This is a genomic window from Kribbella jejuensis (genome assembly GCF_006715085.1).
Classification (GTDB): Bacteria; Actinomycetota; Actinomycetes; order Propionibacteriales; family Kribbellaceae; genus Kribbella; species Kribbella jejuensis.
In genome coordinates this window covers 2,896,196-2,916,584 of the sequence record NZ_VFMM01000001.1, presented here as the reverse complement: position 1 = coordinate 2,916,584, position 20,389 = coordinate 2,896,196, and the positions used below count along the sequence as shown (strand labels likewise).

Sequence of the window (20,389 nt, the reverse complement as noted above, 5' to 3'; positions counted from 1 at the left end):
CGGCACCATAATCTGCCTGACCGGCTCGCGTCGTGGTGAGAGGGTGGTGACGTGCTGGTGATCTTGGTGGTGCTCGGGGCGGCCGTTCTGCACGCGACGTGGAACGCGATGGCCCACGGCGCACCTGACCGAGTCGCCGGCCTGGCCCTGTTCGAACTGGCCGCGGGTGTCATCGGCCTAGTCGCCGTCCTCGTGATGGGCCTCCCGCCGGCAGGGACGTGGGGGTACATCATCGCGTCAGCGCTGATCCACCTCGCCTACCTCGGCGGGCTGTTGGCGTCGTACCAGCTCGGCCAGTTCAGCCAGATGTATCCGTTGGCCCGCGGTACGTCGCCGTGGGTGGTGGCGTTGGTGTCGATCGTCGTACTGCACCAACACCTGGCCTTGGTCGAACTGGCGGGCGTACTGCTCGTCTCGGCCGGACTGATCGCGATCGTCTTCATCGGCCGCCCCGGCCGCAGCCAACTCCCGGCGATCTTCGCCGCCCTCGGCACCGGCCTGACGATCGCGTCGTACACGGTCGTCGACGGACTCGCCGTACACAAGATGCCGGTGGCAACGTACATGGGCTGGGTCTTCATGCTCCAAGGCTTCGCCCTGCCGCTGGTCATCCTGCTGTGGCGCGGCCCACAAACCTTCAACCTCCCGCGGTCGGCGATCATCTCCGGCCTGGCCGGCGGCGTGGTCTCGATGATCGCCTACGGCCTCGTCCTCTGGGCCCAAACCCGAGGCACCCTGGCCACCATCGCCGCCCTCCGAGAAACCAGCATCATCTTCGGCGCCCTCATCGGCACCCTCTTCTTCAAAGAACGCTTCGGCCCCAAACGAGCCACCGCCGCCGCCGTCGTAGTAGCCGGCATACTCCTGATCACAACGGGCTGACCAGCCAACCGCTGCCGCGAAGGCGACGGCCCTAGACTCGACGGCATGTCTGGCTACTTGCAGGTCTCGACGGCAACGGCGACGCGTGATGAGGCGGTCCAGCTCGCGGGCTCGGCGGTCAGTGCCGGTCTTGCGGCGGGAGCCCAGATTGTTGGGCCGGTCGTATCGATCTTTTGGCACGAGGGTCAGTACGGCGAAGGCGAAGAGTGGCAGGTGCTGCTGAAGACGACGGAAGGCCGGTACGCCGAACTTGAGGCCCATCTGCTGGGGAACCACTCCTGGGCCAATCCCGAGGTGAGTGCCGTCCCGATCACCGCCGGATCCGCCAGATACTTGGACTGGGTCGATCGGACGACGAAGGGCTAGCCGCGCGCCCGCTCGAGCACGGCCGCCACCTCGGGACCGCCGTAGTGCGACAACCGACTGAGTACACCGCGCAGACGATCTCCTGGGCGAACAGATCCAACGCCGGACGCGAGGTCGATTGCGTGCTCCGTTACGTATGCGGCCCGCTCGGGATCGTCGGCGTCCATGAGCGCGTGAGCCAGCCATGTGCTGTAGAGCGCCTTGTCACGCGAGTGTGTGTCGTCGTATCGCGCAAGAGCGTCGTCCAGCAGTGGGACCGCGCGGGATGGTCGGTGAAGTTCGGTGTAGCAGCGGCCGGCCATGATGTCGATCTCCAGGGGGTCAACCCAGAACACCCAGTCCGGCTCCGGGAAGTGTGACGGCTCGTTGATTGCGGCTGTAGCGGCATCGAGCGCACGCGCCGTCGCGGACATTTGCCCACTCACGGCGTAGGTCCAGGCAAGGCGTTCATGCAATAGCGCGCGCACTCGGGGCGTCGCCTTGGTGCCCGCGATGCGTGTCGACTCGGCGGCAGTCCGAGTGTCCGCCTTCTCATATGCCATGAACGCCAGGGAGTTGCCTTCTAGCCCGGGATCGCCAGACTCCTTGGCCGCCGACAGCGCCGCCGTGTAGTGGCGCCTTGATTCGACGTACCGGCCTGCGTCGAATGCCGCCCAACCAGCCATCTGTGCCTGCTCGGCGAACACTCCGGTCAACGCTCGGGCTGTCGCACTGCTGTAGCTGGCGGTCTTGATCAGCTTCTCCGTTGCCGCCATCTCGCTCGTGTAGACCTCGTAGGTGTCCATGCCGCCGAGGTGGTCATCCAGTCGTCGCAGGCGGGCGGTTCGCTGCTGGAGCTGACGAATCTGCGTCGTACCGATCTGGCTGCCCATTCGCGCCCGAGCGAGGGGCGCGAGAGCCAGTGCAGTCGCCAGACCGGCGAAGACCCGTCGATCCACCGCATCCGAGCCGACGTCCGCGCACAGCAAGTCGTCGAGCGGTTCGTCGGACAGGTGAAGCGCTCGCGCCAGGTGGGGGCGTACCCACGCTTGCGGCTCGGTCCGGCCGGCCTCCCAGCGGACCACGGTCGACCGCTCGACTCCAAGAGCGTGGGCAAGCTCGTCTTGGCTCAGCCCTACGGACTTACGCCGCTGAGCCAGGGAGAGCCGCCGATGCCCCACCGATGCCTCATTTCTGCCTCACCAAACCCGGATCACGTGCTGTTACCTGGGCGGCGCGGCGAGTCAACACCACAGCACGAAGGTACCAGTGGCAGAAGGGGCTGACACATCAATGGTCGAGTCGATGGCAGGCAGTGGCGTCGAGTGGTCGGGGGACAGTGACCGTCCCGTGAAGCGAAACGAACTCGGATGGCCGGAGCTCCGGAGCGCGCCGGCCGAGCCGTGCGAAGGTCGCAACCCGATGACCGAGCGCGTCTGCCGACTGGGATACCACCAGGGCTACCACCGCGACGACACCGGAGCAGAGTGGCTAGATGACTAGGCGAAGGAACACCCGGGACCGTCAGTTACACCGGTCGGCCTGGCCTGCTTTCGCGGAGAACCGCTGCAACGGCGTATGGCTCAAGGGCTACGACGAAGGCCACGCTGGCCGGGCTGCGGACCGACGATGCCCAGTGGGCCTCCTCCCGTGGTGCGTCGAGGCATACCTAGCCCGCGGCCCGATCACGCCTCGCATGTCGACTCAGACCTACGGCCGGCTGGAGTGGCAATTCGTCCAGCCTCGAAAGCGCATCACTGCCTGATCGGCGGGGCGAGCGTGCTGACCCTGCATCCGCGCCCGTCCCGCTCACCACCAAGCGACCCCGGGCTGACCACCTGACAGCCGGGGTCGTTCGCTTGCCATGCGATGTGTCCTTCAGTCAGATTGCAATCAACAGCGTTCCACGTCACCGCCCTAAGCTCGCCTCGTCCGCTGCGGAGCGGGATCTACTCGGGGAAAGGTTCTCCAACCGGCCAAGGACTGCCTAGGCCGAACCACTCGGCCTGGGAGCTTTGGGGGGTTTGGAACTCGATGTGTCCGTTTGGCCCTACGAAGGACCGTCGCCAAATAGGCAAGGCGCCCACGCGAATCTCCGGATCTGGGTGTTCCCAGATCGTCTGTTGTTGTCCGCCGACGAGGGCAGGGTGGAGTTGTTTCACAACAAGGACCGCCGAGACTCCACGGTGAGCCCAATGATCGCCAGCGTACCAGTACCCGTCAGGTAGGCGCATGGAAGTGGTTTCGTCGGTACCGTCTGCAAGCCTGCGAATCTGCACGGCGTCTGTGCCGTATAAGGCGTTTCGCACGTCCCAATCATCGGTGGACCAACTGTTTGATGCCACTGCGACTACGAATGGCGCGCCGAGTTGGCCGTACGCCGAACCCTTGGTGGCGAGGGCGCTTCGGATTCCCTGTTGGTCGTTCAGCCACTCCCCGCGGGGGCCGAAGATCCCGAGCGGCCGCACGCCTTCCTTCCCGCGAGCCTCAGCCGTCTTGGGAATTGCGTGAAACTCAATACCCCAGCCGTCTTCCTCATACGAGAACCTGGCGAAGTCTTCGCGCTGCTTCGCCTCGCCGTAGTCATCGGGGTCGAGACCAGTGAGCCAGTTCTCCAAATCGCGTCGCAACTGACGAACCCCCGGTGAGCCGTTGCCTTGCTGCACCACGTCGATCCAAAGGAAGAAGTTGGGAGTGTTCAGCTTATCGAGCGACTGGTATACCGCGTTGCGCCGCGCTGTTGCGGCGAAGTCAATGTCGCTGAGCGAGGTTGAGCGTGCCTCGAAGTAGATCGACGTACTGTCCTTCTGCGCCAGGAAGTCTGGCCGACGGGTTGTTCCCTCCACCTTCGGGTGACATGTCACTGCGTAGCCCATCCTCAGCAGACACTCGTGGAGGTACAGCTCGAAGAACGCCCCGGTGAACTGACGGTCGTCCCTGTCTCGTAGACGCCCCCTGACATCTTTCTGAGCGTCGGTGCACAGTCGGGAGAACCAGTCTTCGATCAGGTCGCGGACTTGGTCCCAATAGCGGCCTGCCACGCGGTCGAGATACTGAAACTGGCTCTCCCCGTGCGCCGCCTCGGACGGGTCTGTCCGAGCGATAATGGAAAAAACGCTCACGCCGCATTTCATCACGTCCGTCGGACGCTTCAGACGTGTCTGCCCAATTGACCTCTTAAGAATCAAGGCGCCCCGGGCTTGCGACCTGTTAGCCGACGCCCTCCACCGCGCCATCTGCGTACGGCCGATCCTCGACTGGTCAGCTCCGACAAGCACGGCATCGGTGGCGGCATCGACGAAGGCCGGCGAGTTGGCCGCGTTCCCCTGGCCGCTCGATGTGCGGTCCGCACGGCACGCATCAAGAGCGCTTCGCGTCGCTTCGGAGTCGGCAAGCCGACTCGTGGCACACCTCGGCGGTAGAGATCGAGGCGAGCCAATCGGATCAGCGCCAACATCGACCACACCGTCTATGGCTATCAGGCTCCGCCAAGGCTTCGACTGAGCCTGATGACAACCCCATCAGAGAGATGGGGGCGGTGTGCCGTCTAGGCCCGGATCTGGATCTGGAGCGCTCGTGACCTGACCGGCACCATCGCCGCCACGGCCGATGTCGTACATCCACGTACCGTCCGGGAGTTGGAAGTTAGGGAGGCCAGCCAACTCGTACCCGCTGCGGCCGCCCCTACCATCCGCCCCGCCACCTTCGCCGCCGAACGCCCAGCCGTCACCGCCAACCTCAGCGCTGCCACCGTCACCACCTGCCCCGCTAGGTCCACCCCCGCCACCTGGTCCACCAACAGCGAGTCCCGTACCCCCAACCGTTGCGGCTCCACCGCGACCGCCTTGACCGGGGTGCTTCTCCTGCTTGGCGGACCACGAGATCCCGCCAAATGGGGTTGAGATGCCGTTGACTCGTCCGAAGACGGCCCGCACCTTCATGAGCCACTTCTTCATACCGCCGCCTGTACTCTCCCGTCGACCGGTGCCGACCGACGGCCTATCAACAATCCTCCTGGCGGCAACCCTCAATCTGAGTAGGCGCGCCGTACCCCGGTCGTACCCCAACGAGTGCGCACGCTCTGCCTGTCCAAGCCTGCGGCGGCTCAAGTCTTCAACAGGCGAAGGGGACAGCGGCTCGGGTGCCGGGTCCTACGAATCAGAAGGTGGGCCTGGGATCACAACGCGCGCTGTGTGGTCGTCGTCGTGCACGGGCGGTGCCCTGCGCGGCTGTCGCCGTAGAGGGCTCAATCGGCCCTCGCAGTTGCACTCGGCGTTCGCGAGCAGAAAGTAGCGTTAGCTCGCCGTCCGTCGGCGGCAATCGGCAGAATTTTCGGTGGGTGCCCGGATGTGGCCCGGCGTTAGCCTCAAAAATGGACGCGGGTGGGGCGGCGCATGGCTCGGTGGCAGAAGGGCCCGTGCAACAGCGCGTGGATTGGCTGCCAGTAGTACGCCCCCTGTCAGCTCTTGCTTAGCCGGTTCATCCCCTGTCAGTCCTTGCTGGGGCGGCGCGGCACCTGTCAGCTCTTCCTCGGGCTGTGCAGCACCTGTCAGTTTTGGGGGTGAGTGGGGGTCCCGGGCGGTGGACCCCCACTCGGCTTGGGTTAGCGGGTTACGGCGTCGAGGGCGTCGGCGATTCCTTCGCCGTAGAAGGAGTTGTTGGCGGTGGTGCCGGTGCAGCGGGCGTCGGGGGTGGTGGGGCAGGCGGTGTCGTCGGCCTCGGTTTGGAGGGCTCGTTCGATGTCGCGGGGGCCCCACCACGGGTGGGTGGACTTCATCAGGGCGGCGATGCCGGTGACGTGCGGGGAGGCCATCGACGTACCGCTCAGTTTGGCGTAGCCGCCGGGAACGGTGGACAGGACCGAGCTGCCCGGCGCGGCGACGTCGATCTTTCCGAGGCCGAAGTTGGAGAAGCTGCTGCGGGCACGGGTTTGGGTCGTGCTGGCGACGGTGATGACGCCGGGGAGCTCGGTCGGCATGTCGAGGCAGCCGTTGTCGATGGTGCGGGGGACGGCGGTCCCGTCGTCGGGGCTGCCGTTGTCGGTGGTCTTGTGGGCGAGGTCGTAGTTCGAGTTACCGGCGGCAGCGACCGACAGCGTGCCCTGGTCCGTGGCCCACGCGTACGCGCGCCGTACGGCTTCCTGCACCGCGCCCTGGTCGCCGTTGTCGTTGCACCAGAATTCCCACGGGTCGATGAAGTAGCTGTGGTTCGTGACGGCCATGTGGTGCTCGGCGGCCCAGACGATCCCACAGATCGAGTACTCCGGGTAGATGAAACCGGCGTCGTTGACGACCTTGACCGACGCGATCCGGACGCCCGGGGCGACACCGACGATCCCGATGCCGTTGCGCGCCGCGGCGACGATGCCGGCCACATGCGTACCGTGGATGCTCGTCGTCGGACGCCATCCACCAGGCGTGGTGTCCGGTACGCCGTTGTTCACGCAGTTGACCGAGTCGGCGGCGTCGAAGTTCGGGGCGAGATCGGGATGGGTGTCGTCGACGCCGCTGTCGTTGATGCCGACGAGGACGCTGCGGGATCCGTCGGTGACGGCATGTGCCTGGTCGGCCTTGATCTGGGCGAGGTTCCACTGCTCGCCCTCACGCGGGTCGGGCACCGGGGTCGCCGTACTCTCGTCGGTCGAGTTCGTCCCGCCGGCGCCTTCGGTGACAGCGACGGTGCGCGTGGCGCCGACCGACTGGACCTCGCGGCCGTTGTGCACCGTGCGGATGTCGGTCTTGAAGTCCGGGTTGGTGGACTGGGCGATGACGACGCCGAGCTGCTGGTACGAGACGAGTACCTTCCCGCCGGCGTCCTTCACGGCGTCCTCGGTCTTGCGGACATGACCGGGTGTGGCCTTCGTGTTGACCACGTAGTTCATCAGGGGACCGGCGGCATGCGCGGTGGTCGTGGCGCCGAGCGACACGCACACCAGCGCGGCGGCGGAGAGTCCGGCGGCCAGCCGGCGGGGACGGGGAAGTCGGGACACGAGGCCTCCTCAGGGGCAACGTCCGGACGGACGGGTCCGGACCGATAACCCGAGACTCTAGGCCGGATCGCGCACAGACGGAGTCCTTCATCCACAACGCAGGGGAAACCCTGCATGCAGCGGGCTGATCACGCTCAGTTGCACACATTCTGTGGATCGACCTGTGGATAACTTGGGGAATATCTGGCTTCGCCGGTGGATTACCTGTGCGTGTAGGATAGATACAAGACAGATACGAGTCGTATGGGTTGGAGTGCAGTGGTAGGCGGGGACGCGGCGAACGACGCGTTGACATTGGGTGACGAAACAGCCGAGATCGCACGGGTGGTGGTCGAGGCCGCTCCGGGGGTGGACAAGATCCCCGCGGCCGAGCGCGTGTACGCGTATGTGAAGGCCGCGATTCTCGACCGGACGTATCCGGGCGGTGAGCTGCTCACTGAGGGTGAGCTTGCGACCGCGGTCGGTGTATCCCGTACGCCGGTCCGCGAGGCCCTGCTCCGGCTCGAGGAGTCGGGCCTGGTCAAGCTGTACCCGAAGAAGGGCGCGCTCGTCCTGCCGGTGCTGCCGCAGGAGATCGAGGACGTCCTCGAGGCCCGCGAGCTGATCGAGACGCATGCCGCCGCCAAGGTCTGGCCGCGCCGCAAGCAGCTGATCGAGGCCCTTACCGAGCGCGTCGACGAGATGCGCGCGCACCGTAAGGACGGTGACGCGAAGAGCTTCCTGGAGGCCGACCGGGCTTTCCACGAGGCGATCGTCGATGCCGCGGGCAACCAGATCCTGGCCAAGCTGTACAACAGCCTCCGCGACCGCCAGGTCCGGATGGGCGTGCCCGGGATCGAGGTCCAGCCGGCCCGGATGGACAAGTCGATCACCGCACACCAGGAGATGATCGAGGCTCTGGGCGGCAACAGCGTCAAGCGCTTCCGCGAGCTCGTGGTCGCCCACATCGAGACCGCCGCGACGGATCTGCGGGGCACGCGGTGAACGAACTTCGCTACCCCCTGGGCGGACGGCGTGCCTGGGCGGTGTGGGCCATCGCTGTCCTCACGTACCTCGTCACCGTCTTGCACCGCGGCTCCATGAGCGTCGCCGGTCTACAGGCCGCGGAACGCTTCCACATCTCCGCATCGGCCCTGGCCAGCTTCACCGTCGTCCAGTTGACGGTGTACGCCGCCATGCAGGTCCCCGTCGGCGTACTACTCGACAGGTACGGTTCCAAGCGCCTGCTGATCGCTGCGTCGGCCCTGCTGTTCGTAGCGCAGTCCGCGTTCAGCATGGTCAACTCGTACCCCGCCGCACTCGCCGCCCGCGCAGTACTAGGCGTTGGCGACGCACTGGTCTTCATCAGCGTGCTACGCATCGTCATGTCCTGGTTCCCCGCGCTACGCCAGCCGGTGATGTCGCAGGCGACAGGAATGCTCGGTGGTCTCGGCGCGATCATGTCGACCGTTCCGATGGCTGCGGCCTTCCATGCCTTCGGCTGGACGCCCACGTTCGCCGCGGCGTCCGTACTGAGCCTGGTGACCGGCGCACTGGTACTACTGCTCGTGAAGAACAGCCCGTACGACGAACCGCTCCGCCGCGCCAAGCAGCCGCTCCACGAGGTACGGAAGAACCTGCGCCGCGCCTGGAACGAGCCGGGTACGAGGCTCGGCCTGTGGACGCACTTCACCACCAGCTTCTCCGGCAGCACGTTCGGCCTGCTCTGGGGGTACCCGTTCCTCGTCCAGGGACAGGGGGTCGCCCCAACGACCGCAGCCGCGATGCTGATCATCCCAGTGCTCGCCGGGCTCTGCTACGGGCCCCTGGTCGGACGGTACGCCGCCAAGTTCCCGTTCTACCGCTCCTGGATCGTGCTGGCGGTCATCGCGGGCTCGGTCGTGATGTGGACCGTCGTACTGCTCTGGCCGGGCCGGGCGCCGATGCCAGTACTCCTGGCGCTGATCGTCGTACAGGCGGCCGGCGGGCCGGGGTCGATGCTCGGGCTGGACTATGCGCGGACGTTCAACCCGACCACACGGTTCGGTGCGGCGAACGGGATGGTCAACACCGGCGGCTTCATCGCGACGCTGCTCTGTATCGGGATGGTCGGCGTACTGCTCGACGCCTCCTCCGGCGGCGCTCCGCAGGCGATCGGTGACTTCAAGTTCGCGCTGGCCTTCCAGTACGTGCTGTGGGCGATCGGTACCCGCCAGATCCTCAAGTACCGGCGCCGGGCGCGCGGCAACCTCGCGCGCTACAACCCCGAGGCGTACCAGGCGCTGCTGGCGAACCAGATCGTTCCCCTCAAAGGCTGACAGGGGCTGAGACAGCGGCGTGCCAGGCCCGTGCCAGCACGTGAAGAGACGGTAGTCCCAGCAAACCGAGCTGGGAGGAACCCCATGACCACAACGAACCAGGTCGCCATCGAGGCGGTCGGTCTGGTCAAGAAATATGGCAGTACCACGGCGCTTGCCGGCGTCGACCTGACCGTGCCGACCGGCACGGTCCTCGGGGTCCTCGGCCCGAACGGCGCCGGCAAGACGACCGCGGTCCGGATTCTCGGCACCCTGCTCCGGCCGGACGCCGGGCACGCGGTGGTCGGCGGGTACGACGTGGTCCGCGAAGCCGGGAAGGTCCGCAGCATCATCGGCCTGACCGGGCAGTACGCGTCGGTCGACGAGGACATGTCCGGCCGCCGAAACCTGATCATGATCGGCCGGCTGCTCGGGTACTCGCGCCCGCAGGCCCGGAGCAAGGCGGACGAACTGCTGGAGCGGTTCGAGCTGACCGACGCCGGCGACCGGATCGCGAAGACGTACTCCGGCGGTATGCGCCGCCGGCTCGACCTGGCCGCGAGCCTGGTCGGCAATCCGAGCATCCTGTACCTCGACGAGCCCACGACCGGTCTCGACCCACACGCCCGCAACGGCGTCTGGGAGACGGTCCGGAACCTGGTGCTCGACGGTACGACCGTCCTGCTCACCACGCAGTACCTCGAAGAGGCCGATGCGCTGGCCGACTCGATCGTGGTGTTCGACAAGGGCGCCGTGGTCGCGAACGGGCGGCCCGCGGAGCTGAAGGCCCAGGCGGGCAAGCAGTCGCTCGACGTACGACCGGCCGAGCCGTCGCACATCGAGCGGGTCGCGGCGATCGTCGCCGAGTCCGTCGGTACCCGGCCGACCGTCGACGTGGTCAACGCGCTCGTCAGCGTGCCGGTGACGGACGGTTCGTCGATGCCGGTCGTCGTACGCCGGCTGGACGAGGCCGGGATCGCGGTGACCGAGTTGTCGCTGCGACTGCCCAGCCTGGACGAGGTGTTCCTGGCGCTGACCGGTCACACCGCCGAAGAGCCCAAGGTTCTGGAAGGAGCCGGCCGATGAGCACGATGGCAATCGAAACAAGGCGGGCCAACCCGTTCGCGTGGGCCCAGCAGAGCCTGACCCTGGCCTGGCGGAACATCGTCCGGATCCGGCAGAACCCGGAAGCGCTGGCGGACGTGACGTTCCAGCCGATCATCTTCCTGGTGCTGTTCCTGTTCGTGTTCGGTGGTGCGATCGCGCAGGGCGCCGGGTGGCGCGACTACCTGCCGTTCCTGCTGCCGGGTCTGCTCGTGCAGACGGTCGTGTTCTCCACGATGGGCACCGGCGTCGCGCTCAACGACGACTTCGCGAAGGGCGTGTTCGACCGGTTCCGGTCGCTGCCGATCGCGCGGATCGCGCCGTTGGTCGGTGCGGTGCTCGGCGACGCGGTCCGGTACACGCTGTCGATCGTGATCCTGATGAGTACCGGGTTCGCGCTCGGGTTCCGGTTCCAGAACGGCATCGGGTACGGCGTACTCGCGCTGCTGATCGTGCTGGCGTTCGCGCTGTCGATGTGCTGGATCTGGGTCTGGCTCGGCCTGTCGCTGAAGACCGCGCAGGGCGTGCAGGGGGTCGCGTTCCTGGTCATGTTCCCGCTCACCTTCGGCAGCAATGTCTTCGTGAAGACCGACACGCTGCCGGGATTCCTGCAAGCCTTCGTCAAGGTCAACCCGGTCAAGTACCTGGTCGACACCATGCGCGGCCTCATGCTCGGCGGCCCGATCGAGAAGCCACTATTGATCACCCTCGCCTGGATGATCGGCCTGGTAGCCGTCTTCGCCCCCCTAGCAATCCGCGCCTACCGCCGCCGTACGTGAACCGCTAGTCGGGCTTGATCTCGGCGAAGGCGAGGGGGTTGCGGGTGCAGAGGTAGGTTGCCCAGTGCAACTTTGTGGGGTGGCCGGCTGGGTCTCGGGTGATTGTCAGCAGTTCGCCGGTTTCGCGGCCGCGGATGGTTCGGTAGACGTTTTCGGAGATGCGTTCGAAGACGGCGGGGGACTGGTACTCCGCGGCCGTGGGGGACTTGGCTTGGAGGACGCCCTGTTCGACCGAGAAGACGAACGGGCTGCCCTCGGTGAACCAGGTGCCGAGTACGCCGGACAGTTCCTCGGGGACCGACGTGCCGGGGACCCAGGCCTCGGGTGGCAGCGGGTCGTCCTCCAGGACCTTGATGATCAGGTCGGTCGCCAGCGCGCTCGGGGCCGGTGCCGAGGTGGACCCGAACAGCGCGATCCCGGCCGTACCGGAGAAGCGGTCGACGAACGTCGAGGTGATGTGGCCGGGCATGCCGCCGTCGTGGCCGACGAACAGCCGGTCACCGCGGCGCAGCAACATGAACCCGAGCCCGAACGCGAGCTGCCAGCGGTCCACGTCCGCCATGATCTGCACCTGGCACATCTCCTCGAGGGTGTCCTTCGACAGCACCTCGTCGACCGGGTCCGCGACGAACATCGCCCACTTCGCCAGGTCCTCGGCAGTCGACGCGAGCCCGCCGCAGGCGTCCATCGCGCCGATGTCGAGCAGCGGCTCACGGACGGGCACATCAGAGAACGGCGGCACGTAGTACCCGGTCTGAGCCGGCCCGCCGTCCATGCCGACCGTCGTTCGGCGCATCTCCAGCGGGTCGAGGATCCGCGCCTTCACCGACTCGTACCAGGACCGGCCGTCCAGCCGTGCGACGATCTCGCCGAGCAGCGAGAAGACCAGGTTCGAGTAGTGGAACCTGTCGTGCGGCTTGCCGATCCGCTCGGCCGCGTTCCAGCCGGGGACGAGTTCGTCGCGGGACGGGAACTTCATCAGGTCCCACACGTCGCCGACCGGCTCGCGCTGCATCCCGCTGGCGTGACTGAGCATCTGCCGTACGGTGATGCCCTCGTGCTTGCTGTCCGGGATCAGCTGGTCGACCGTGTCGTCCAAGCTGAGCTTGCCCTCGTCGCGTAGCGCCATGATCGCCACCGCGGTCAGCGTCTTGCTCTGCGAGGCGATCAGGAACTGCGAGTCGGCTGTCGGTGGTACGCCGGGATTGTCCAGATCCGCCGATCCGGCCCCGTGGGACCAGACCAGCGACCCGCCGCGGGCGACAGCACCCACCACTCCGGGAACCCGGCCCTTGGCTTGACGTTCGGCGACGATTCGGGAGAGCGCGAGCTGCGTCGGCGCGGCGATTTCTGTCACGGCTCCCGACCTTAAAGGAGCCGAGTGACAAAAGGCAGGGTATTTGGTCGGCGGGATGTGCGAGGCTGGTGGAGTGCGCATAGCGGTGCTTGGGCCTCTCGCGATGTGGGCGGCCGACGGGACTCCGCTCGACATCCGCGGCGTACGCCTGCGCGGGCTGCTCGCGCGGCTCGCACTGAGTGCGGGCCGGCCGGTCAGCGTCGAGACGCTGGTCGACGGGTTGTGGGGCAGCGAGGCACCGAGTGCGAACGCACTGCAGTCCCTGGTCTCCCGGCTGCGCGCGAGTCTGCCCGCCACCGAGTCGAGCATCTCGGTCCAGTCCGGCCCGGCCGGGTACACGCTGACGATCGGTCCGGACTGCGTCGACGCCCTCCAGTTCGAGGAGCTGGTACGGCGCGGTCGTGCGCTGCTCACGTCCGACCCGGAGCAGGCGCACGTGCTGCTCACGCAGGCCGACAAGCTCTGGCGTGGTGAGGCCCTGACCGACCTGCGCGACCTCCCGTTCGCGGCGGTCGAGGCAGATCGCCTCGCCGAGCTGCGGCTGGCCGGCGCGGAGGACCTGGCGGAGGCGGCGGTCAGCTGCGGCCACGCCCGCGACCTGATCTCCGATCTCGAACACCTCGCCGTCACCCATCCGCTCCGCGAGCGCGTCCACGAGCTGCTCATCCGCGCCCTGTACGCCGACGGCCGGCAGGCGGAGGCGTTGACGGCGTACGAACGGATCCGCACCACGCTGGCCGACGAGCTGGGCGCTGACCCGGGCAGCCGGCTGCGCGACCTCCACGTGTCGGTGCTGCGTGGCGACCCGGTAGACCCTGCCGCCAAGAGCACTGCCGTACCGGCTCCTGTTCCGTCAGCACCCCGTAGCAACCTGCGGGCTCCGCTGACGAGCTTTGTCGGTCGCCGTGAGGACGTGGCCGAGCTGACTCGTCTGTTGAGCAACGGGACCCGGCTGGTCACCATGGTCGGCCCGGGCGGTGCAGGCAAGACCAGACTGGCCACGGAGACCGGCAGGACTCTCGTCGACCAGTCCGGCGACGGCATCTGGTTCGTGGAGCTCGCACCACTGGGCGACGCAGCAGACGTAGCACCAGCGGTCCTGTCCGCGCTGGGCGCCAGCGAGTTCGTGGACCTCCAACCGGCCCGCTTTGCGCCCAAGCACATCCCCACGAGCCGTGCTGCGACGCTGCGACTCGTCGAAGTCATCGGCGATCGCCGCGTCCTGCTGGTGTTGGACAACTGCGAGCACCTCGTCCAGGAGGTCGCCGGGCTCGTCGACTCGCTGCTGGCGTCCTGCCCGCGGCTGCGCGTACTCACGACGAGCCGGGAGCCGCTGAGCATCCCTGGTGAACACCTGCACCCAGTCGGACCGCTCGCGCTGCCGCCCGAGGACACCGTGCCCGACGAATACCCAGCGATGCAGCTGTTCGTCGACCGTGCTCGCGCCGTACGCCCTGACTTCCAGCTGACCGACGCCAACCGGCAGGCGGTCGCGGAGATCTGCCGACGGCTGGACGGCATGCCCCTGGCGATCGAGCTCGCCGCAGCCCGTCTGCGTGCGCTCACACCGCCGCAGATCGTGGACCGGCTGGCGGACCGCTTCCGGCTGCTCACCAGCGGCTCACGGACCGCCCTGCCGCGCCACCAGACGCTGCGGGCCGTGGTGGAGTGGAGCTGGGACCTGCTGGACCCGGACGAGCAGGCGGTCGCGCGCCGGCTCTCCCTGTTCTCCGGCGGCGCAACCCTCGAGGCGGCCGAGCAGATCTGCAGCGACGAGTCCATTCCCGCGGAGTCGGTCCTCGGCGTCCTCGCGTCCCTTGTCGACAAGTCGCTCGTCGAAGCCGCCGCCGACGAGCGGTCCGTGCGGTACCGGATGCTCGAGACGGTCCGTGCGTACGGCGCCGAGCAACTCGACGCCTCCGGTGAGTACGACCGCTTCCGGCGGGCGCACACGGCGTACTTCAGCCGGATGCTCCGCAAGGCGCGGCCGAAGCTGCGGACCGCTGAGCAGATCGAGTGGATCGCCCGCCTGACCGCCGACAACGAGAACCTGATCGACGCGCTCCGGACCGCGATCGACACCGAGTCGGCGCGGATCGCCGTCCAGATGGTCGCCGTGCTCGGTGAGTACTGGACGATGAGCGGCCGCCCGGCCGAAGCGGTCAACTGGATGCAGGCCGCGCTCGCGGTACCAGGTCCGACCGTGCCGCTGGACAAAGCCGAGGCGCTGTACCTGCTGGCGCTCGGGCGGATGTCGACCGGTGACGACCCGGGCACGTCGTTCCGGCAGGCGGTCCGCGGGCTGGCGACGGTGCGCTGGATGACGCGCCGGCACCGGATCCTCGTCGACTCCGGCATCGGCTTGTTCACCAACGCGGTCTGGGCCGCGATCCGGCGGGACAAGGCGACCTGCTTCGCCGAACTCGAGGCCGCCTCCCGGCACGCCGATCCGTGGATCCGGAACATGGGCGTGATGACCAGCGCGATGTTCCGGGAGAACGAGGGCGAGGTCGACGAGATGGCGGCCAACCTGACGGTCGCGCTGGCCGGCTTCCGCGAGATCGGCGACCGGTTCGGTACGTCGATGGCGCTGCGCGGTCTCGCCGGGTACCAGAGCAGCACCGGCGACCACGTCGCTGCGCTGGCGTCGCTGACCGAGGCGCTCCAGCTGATCGAGGAGCTCGGTACGAGCGAAGGCGTCGGCCAACTGCTCGGCAGCGGCGCGATGAGCCGGCTCGAGCTCGGCGACCACGACGGCGCCCGCGCCGACCTGGAGCGGGCCCTGCGCTTGTCCGAGGAGACCGGGTCCCGCGCCGGCGAAGCGATGGCGTTCATGGGGTTGTCCAAGGTGGAGTTCCGGCTCGGTCACATCGAGGAGGCGCGCGAGCTCGCCGAGCGTGCGTACGCCACGCTCGACCTCGAGGCCGAACGGATGGCGCCGCACGGACAGGCCGTGATGCTCGGCCAGCTCAGCCGGATCTACGCGACCACCGGCGACGTGGAGAAGGCGCAGGACTGTGCCCGGCAGGCGATCGGGCTCGCGCTCGGCACCGAGGACATGCCGGTCGCGGCGGCCGTCGTGGAGATCGGGCTGCACGCCGACCTGCTGACGAGCAAGCCGGAGGAGGTCGCGCGAGTGCTCGGCCTGGCCGCCACCATGAAGGGCCTGCGGACGATCCCGGACGCCGACGTGCAGCGGCTCGTCGACGAACTTCGCGATGCCCTGGGCGCCGAAGGGTACGAGACGGCGTACGCGGCCGGCGCCGCCGTACCGCGCGACGAAGCCCTCGCCGAGATCCGCAAACGCTACCTAACCGGTGATCAGCTGGACGGCGAGGTCCCGTAAGGAGTTCTGGATCTTCTGTTCCGGGGGTCGTGGGTCGGCGAGCATCCAGTCGTGGACGACCGCGTTCACCGCGCCGAAGAACGCCAGCGCGAGGAACCGGAAGTCCTTGCGCTTGATCTCGCCGCGTTCGACGGCGGTGTCGCCGAGGTCGCGGACGTTGCGGATCAGCAGTTCGCGGAAGGCGTTGCGCTGCTCCTCGACCGCCGGGCTGGTGCCGACCACCTCGACGAACGAGATCCGGGCCCGCCGGAGGTCGGTCATGATGGTTCTCAGGTACTCCTCGACGGCCGCGGCGATCCGCTCCCGGACAGGCCGGTCGGCGGTCCGGCGGAGTGCGTCCCCGGTACTCCGGACCGCCAACTCGATCACCTGCGCGTGCACCGCGAGCAGCACGGCTTCCTTGTTCTGGAACTCGTGGTAGAAGTGCCGGGTGGACACTTTCGCCTGTGTACACAGGCGTTCCACGGATGTCGCCGGATAGCCTTCGGTCCCGAAGAGTTCGAGCGCGGCAGCCAGCAGCCGTTCCCGGCGCGCGGCCTTCCACTCCTCGACTGACCGCCCGGAATAACGGCGTACGGAGGGTTCCCTCATCACACCTCTTGTCGCTACCCCGTGCCAGATGCCGGACATCCTATCCACCCCTCGGCGCAGGCGTAACCGGGTTACTCCTGCTTCGTGTAACCCTTCGTGCCGTCGAGGAGTTCGCGGATGATGTCGAGGTGGCCGACGTGGCGGGCGGTTTCCTCGATCATGTGGCACAGGACGTACCGCAAAGAAGCTGCCTTGTCAGCAGGTTGTCCCTTCTCGACGGTGTCCAGCGGCAGGTCGGCGATCGTGGCGTTCGACTGCCCGCACTCCGCGTCGTACTCGTCCAGCAACTGCTCCAGTGGTACGTCGTCGACGAACATCTCGGCGTCGACGTGCGCGCCCTCGGTCCACGGCGTCTGCCCGGTGTCCGGCACGCCGGCGATCCCGAGCTGGAACCACGAATACTCGACCCAGCGCAGGTGCGCGACCAGGCCGGCCGGCGTCATCAGCGGCGAGGTGGGTACGACGTTGCGGTGGGCATCCGCCTCGCTCAGCCCCGCGCACTTCATCCGGACGAACGAACGCTGCAGGTCGAGCCATCCGATCAGCTGTTCGCGCTCTGCGGCGGTCAGCGACGGACGTTGTACTTCGGTCATGCGACAGCTCCTTGGTGGTACGAAGCCACCCCGGTCAGCCGCGGACGCGGCAGCAGGGCAGCACGACAATCGGACTCGACATCGCGCTCACCTCCTCTCTGCCGCCGGGGTGCCGAAACCCCCGGCACGAGCACCGTAGCGGACCGGCGCCGAGGGAGGAAACCGCATTTCTTACGCTTGGCGGTCGTCGCGGATGCGTTTCGCTTTGCCCAAGGAGCGCTCGAGGGCGTGCGGGTCGACGACCTCGACCGTGGCGGTGACGCCGACGCGCTCCTTGATGCGGTGCGCGAGGGTGGTGGCGGCGGTCGAGCGGTCGGTCAAGTCAGCGGCTGCCTCGACCTGGACCGTGAGTTCGTCGAGGCGGCCGGGGCGGGTGAGGACGCAGAGGTAGTGCGGGGTGAGGCCTTCGACCAGGAGGATCTGTTCCTCGATCTGGGTGGGGAAAACGTTCACGCCGCGGACGATCATCATGTCGTCGGTGCGGCCGGTGATCTTCTCCATCCGGCGCATACCGGGGCGGGCCGTGCCGGGGAGGAGCCGGGTCAGGTCGCGGGTGCGGTAGCGCAGTACCGGGAAGGCTTCCTTGGTGAGCGTGGTGAAGACCAGCTCGCCCTCGGAGCCGTCGGGAAGTACTTCGCCGGTCACCGGGTCGATGATCTCCGGGTAGAAGTGGTCCTCCCAGATGTGCAGGCCGTCCTTGGTCTCGACGCATTCCTGCGCGACGCCCGGGCCCATCACCTCGGACAGTCCGTAGATGTCGACGGCGTGGATCCCGGTCCGTTCCTCGACCTCGGTCCGCATCGCCTCGGTCCACGGCTCGGCGCCGAAGATCCCGATCCGCAACGACGTGTCCCGTGGGTCGAGGCCGCGGCGTTCGAGTTCGTCGACGATCGCGAGGAAGTACGACGGCGTGACCATGATGATCCGCGCGCCGAAGTCGCGGAGCAGATCCACCTGCCGCTCGGTCATCCCACCGGACACCGGTACGACAGTGCACCCGAGCCGCTCGGCCCCGTAATGCGCGCCCAGCCCGCCGGTGAACAGCCCGTACCCGTAGGCCACATGGCAGACGTCCCCGGCACGTCCACCCGCCGCGCGGATCGACCGCGCCATCAGATCGGCCCAGTTGTCCAGATCCCGCCGCGTGTACCCGACCACCGTCGGCCGCCCTGTCGTACCCGAGGACGCATGCACCCGCACCACGTCGGTTCGAGGTACTGCGAACATTCCGAACGGGTAGTTGTCCCGCAAGTCTTTCTTGGCGGTGAACGGCAGCCGCGAAAGATCTGCGAGCGACTGCAGGTCATCCGGCTTGAACCCGACCGCATCCAACGCCGAACGGTAATGCGGCACGTTCTCGTACGCGCGCCGTACAGTTGCCTGCAGCAACGAAAGTTGGCGGGACCGGAGCTCGTCGACGGAAAGCTGTTCGCCGGCGTCGCGCAACTCCACGGGACAAGCTTCACCCAGCATGGACGACTCCTAGGGACGGGCGAGCAGGGTCGCGATGCCCTGACCGACGCCGATGCACATGGTGGCCAGCGCGTACCGGGCGTCGCGGTGCCGAAGCTCCAGCGCGGCGGTCAGCGCCAGTCGCGCCCCGGACATGCCGAGCGGATGCCCGAGCGCGATCGCCCCGCCGTTCGGGTTGACGTGCTCGGCGTCGTCGGGCAGCCCGAGCTCGCGCAGTACGGCGAGCGACTGCGACGCGAACGCCTCGTTGAGCTCGATCACCTCGATGTCGGACAACGCGACACCGGTCCGGTCGAGCAGCTTCCGGGTCGCGGGCGCCGGCCCGATCCCCATGATCCGCGGCGGCACGCCCGCCGCAGCCGTCCCGACCACCCGAGCGATCGGTGTAACCCCGTGCTCCTCGACGGCTTCCGCACTCATCACCAGCAACGCCGCGGCCCCATCGTTCACCCCGGACGCATTGCCTGCCGTAACGGTCCCAGGCGATCGGAACGGAGTCTTCAACCCGGCCAGAGCTTCGAGCGACGTCTCACGTGGATGTTCGTCGGCATCAACAGTTGTCACCAAGCCGCGTTTCCCAGCCACGTCAACCGAGACAATCTCCTCGGCCAACCGCCCGTTCGCCTGTGCCTTCGCGGCCCGTTGCTGCGACCGCAACGCAAACAAATCCTGGTCTTCACGAGACACGTCGAACTCAGCCGCGACGTTCTCCGCGGTCTCCGGCATCGAATCGATCCCGTACTGCGCTTTCAGCACCGGATTCACGAACCGCCACCCGATCGTGGTGTCGAACACCTCGGCCTGGCGGGAGAAAGCGGTAGTTGCCTTAGGCATCACGAACGGCGCCCGCGACATCGACTCCACCCCACCGGCCACCACAATGTCGTTGTCCCCGGCAATGATCGACCGGGCCGCGTACGCGACCGCGTCCAGCCCGGACCCGCAGAGCCGGTTGATCGTCGTACCGGGCACGGAGTCGGGCAGGCCCGCGAGCAGCACCGCCATCCGCGCGACGTTCCGGTTGTCCTCACCTGCCTGGTTGGCGCAGCCGAGGATCACGTCGTCGATCCGTGCCGGGTCGAGCGCGGTCCGGTTCAGCAGCGACGAGATCACGTGCGCGGCCAGGTCGTCCGGACGGACCGCCGACAGTGCACCGCCGTACCGCCCGATCGGCGTCCGTACCCCGTCGACCAGAAAGGCCTCGCGCGTCATGATTCCTCCACGATGGTTCCGGAGAGCTGGCGGCTGCGGCCGCGGAACTCGGCGATCACCTCGTCGCCGCGGGTGACCGTGATGTCGTAGATCCCGTTCCGGCCGAAGCTTGTCCGTTCGGAAGCCGAAGCGACCAGCACGTCGCCGCGGTGCGCCGGGGCCACGAACACGATGTCGCAGGCCTGTGCGACCGTCACCCGATTGCGCGAGTTGCACGCGAACGCGAACGCGGAGTCGGCCAGACAGAACACGAATCCACCATGCGCGATCCCGTGCCCGTTGACCATGTCTTCGCGGACGGTCATCTCCAGCCGCGCCGTACCCTCGCCGACCTCGACGAGTTTCATCCCGAGCCCGGCACTGGCGGTGTCTTCCGCCCACATTGCCGCCGCGACCCGCTCCGGCAAGTCACTCATCCGCCGTCCTCAGTCTTTGTGACACC

16 protein-coding genes are annotated in these 20,389 nt (G+C 67.6%); 7 read left to right on the top strand and 9 right to left on the bottom strand.

From position 1 onward, the window contains the following. The first annotated feature begins 51 nt into the window (after positions 1–51). Both FB475_RS14330 and cutA read left to right on the top strand, forming a co-directional pair. Positions 52–882, top strand: a complete 831-nt coding sequence (locus tag FB475_RS14330) for a DMT family transporter (RefSeq protein WP_202878324.1) — start codon at positions 52–54, stop codon at positions 880–882. Between the two features lie 45 nt (positions 883–927). Beyond that, a complete protein-coding gene (gene cutA / locus FB475_RS14325; protein WP_185759251.1) occupies positions 928–1,248 on the top strand; it encodes a divalent-cation tolerance protein CutA in 321 nt (106 codons plus the stop codon). Here cutA and FB475_RS14320 read toward each other — a convergent pair. From FB475_RS14320 to FB475_RS14305, 3 genes are all read right to left on the bottom strand, one after another. Then, positions 1,245–2,408, bottom strand: a complete 1,164-nt coding sequence (locus tag FB475_RS14320; protein WP_141856223.1) for a helix-turn-helix transcriptional regulator — start codon at positions 2,406–2,408, stop codon at positions 1,245–1,247. The genes cutA and FB475_RS14320 overlap by 4 nt on opposite strands. Positions 2,409–3,176: 768 nt before the next feature. Then, entirely contained in the window at positions 3,177–4,349 is a 1,173-nt protein-coding gene (locus tag FB475_RS14310) for a hypothetical protein (RefSeq protein ID WP_141856219.1), read from the bottom strand. Between the two features lie 1,481 nt (positions 4,350–5,830). Beyond that, on the bottom strand, positions 5,831–7,216 hold the full coding sequence (locus FB475_RS14305) for a S8 family peptidase (RefSeq protein ID WP_141856217.1): 1,386 nt from the start codon (positions 7,214–7,216) through the stop codon (positions 5,831–5,833). A gap of 243 nt (positions 7,217–7,459) precedes the next feature. Here FB475_RS14305 and FB475_RS14300 point away from each other — a divergent pair, with 243 nt between their 5' ends. The 4 genes from FB475_RS14300 to FB475_RS14285 all read left to right on the top strand — a co-directional run bounded on the left by FB475_RS14300 (position 7,460) and on the right by FB475_RS14285 (position 11,375). Further along, positions 7,460–8,200 (top strand): GntR family transcriptional regulator, encoded by a 741-nt coding sequence (locus FB475_RS14300; RefSeq protein WP_238332140.1) that lies wholly within the window; start codon positions 7,460–7,462, stop codon positions 8,198–8,200. Beyond that, on the top strand, positions 8,197–9,513 hold the full coding sequence (locus tag FB475_RS14295; protein WP_141856215.1) for an MFS transporter: 1,317 nt from the start codon (positions 8,197–8,199) through the stop codon (positions 9,511–9,513). Before FB475_RS14300 ends, FB475_RS14295 begins: the two co-directional genes overlap by 4 nt. 84 nt (positions 9,514–9,597) lie before the next feature. Beyond that, positions 9,598–10,578, top strand: a complete 981-nt coding sequence (locus FB475_RS14290; RefSeq protein WP_141856213.1) for an ATP-binding cassette domain-containing protein — start codon at positions 9,598–9,600, stop codon at positions 10,576–10,578. Next, positions 10,575–11,375: an ABC transporter permease gene (locus tag FB475_RS14285; RefSeq protein WP_141856211.1), complete on the top strand. Its 801-nt coding sequence runs from the start codon at positions 10,575–10,577 to the stop codon at positions 11,373–11,375. Before FB475_RS14290 ends, FB475_RS14285 begins: the two co-directional genes overlap by 4 nt. 4 nt (positions 11,376–11,379) lie before the next feature. Here FB475_RS14285 and FB475_RS14280 read toward each other — a convergent pair whose 3' ends face one another. Beyond that, entirely contained in the window at positions 11,380–12,732 is a 1,353-nt protein-coding gene (locus FB475_RS14280; RefSeq protein ID WP_141856209.1) for a serine hydrolase domain-containing protein, read from the bottom strand. A gap of 85 nt (positions 12,733–12,817) precedes the next feature. Between FB475_RS14280 and FB475_RS14275 the strand changes: the two genes are divergently transcribed. Then, positions 12,818–16,078, top strand: coding sequence for an AfsR/SARP family transcriptional regulator (locus tag FB475_RS14275; RefSeq protein WP_185759250.1), 3,261 nt, complete (start codon positions 12,818–12,820; stop codon positions 16,076–16,078). On the opposite strand, the gene FB475_RS14270 is transcribed toward FB475_RS14275, so the two are convergent. The 5 genes from FB475_RS14270 to paaI form a co-directional block, all read right to left on the bottom strand. Next, positions 16,043–16,669, bottom strand: coding sequence for a TetR/AcrR family transcriptional regulator (locus tag FB475_RS14270; protein ID WP_141856205.1), 627 nt, complete (start codon positions 16,667–16,669; stop codon positions 16,043–16,045). The genes FB475_RS14275 and FB475_RS14270 overlap by 36 nt on opposite strands. A 71-nt stretch (positions 16,670–16,740) precedes the next feature. Then, a complete protein-coding gene (locus FB475_RS14265) occupies positions 16,741–17,262 on the bottom strand; it encodes a DinB family protein (RefSeq protein ID WP_141856203.1) in 522 nt (173 codons plus the stop codon). Positions 17,263–17,433: 171 nt separating this feature from the next. Continuing rightward, a complete protein-coding gene (paaK, locus tag FB475_RS14260) occupies positions 17,434–18,714 on the bottom strand; it encodes a phenylacetate--CoA ligase PaaK (RefSeq protein WP_238332139.1) in 1,281 nt (426 codons plus the stop codon). 30 nt (positions 18,715–18,744) lie between these two features. Further along, complete coding sequence (pcaF, locus tag FB475_RS14255) at positions 18,745–19,947, bottom strand: 3-oxoadipyl-CoA thiolase (protein ID WP_141856199.1); 1,203 nt, start codon at positions 19,945–19,947, stop codon at positions 18,745–18,747. After that, the gene (gene paaI, locus FB475_RS14250; protein ID WP_141856197.1) at positions 19,944–20,363 is read right to left on the bottom strand and encodes a hydroxyphenylacetyl-CoA thioesterase PaaI; all 420 of its coding nucleotides are present in this window, start codon (positions 20,361–20,363) and stop codon (positions 19,944–19,946) included. The genes pcaF and paaI overlap by 4 nt, the downstream gene beginning before the upstream one ends. Positions 20,364–20,389: the final 26 nt, after the last annotated feature.

What these genes read in the sequence shown, in the direction of transcription:
- cutA (WP_185759251.1), top strand. Translation starts at nt 928, where the DNA reads ATGTCTGGCTACTTGCAGGTCTCGACGGCAACGGCGACGCGTGATGAG.
- FB475_RS14300 (WP_238332140.1), top strand. Translation starts at nt 7,460, where the DNA reads ATGGGTTGGAGTGCAGTGGTAGGCGGGGACGCGGCGAACGACGCGTTG.
- FB475_RS14290 (WP_141856213.1), top strand. Translation starts at nt 9,598, where the DNA reads ATGACCACAACGAACCAGGTCGCCATCGAGGCGGTCGGTCTGGTCAAG.
- FB475_RS14285 (WP_141856211.1), top strand. Translation starts at nt 10,575, where the DNA reads ATGAGCACGATGGCAATCGAAACAAGGCGGGCCAACCCGTTCGCGTGG.
- FB475_RS14270 (WP_141856205.1), bottom strand. Translation starts at nt 16,669, where the DNA reads ATGAGGGAACCCTCCGTACGCCGTTATTCCGGGCGGTCAGTCGAGGAG.
- FB475_RS14265 (WP_141856203.1), bottom strand. Translation starts at nt 17,262, where the DNA reads ATGACCGAAGTACAACGTCCGTCGCTGACCGCCGCAGAGCGCGAACAG.
- pcaF (WP_141856199.1), bottom strand. Translation starts at nt 19,947, where the DNA reads ATGACGCGCGAGGCCTTTCTGGTCGACGGGGTACGGACGCCGATCGGG.
- paaI (WP_141856197.1), bottom strand. Translation starts at nt 20,363, where the DNA reads ATGAGTGACTTGCCGGAGCGGGTCGCGGCGGCAATGTGGGCGGAAGAC.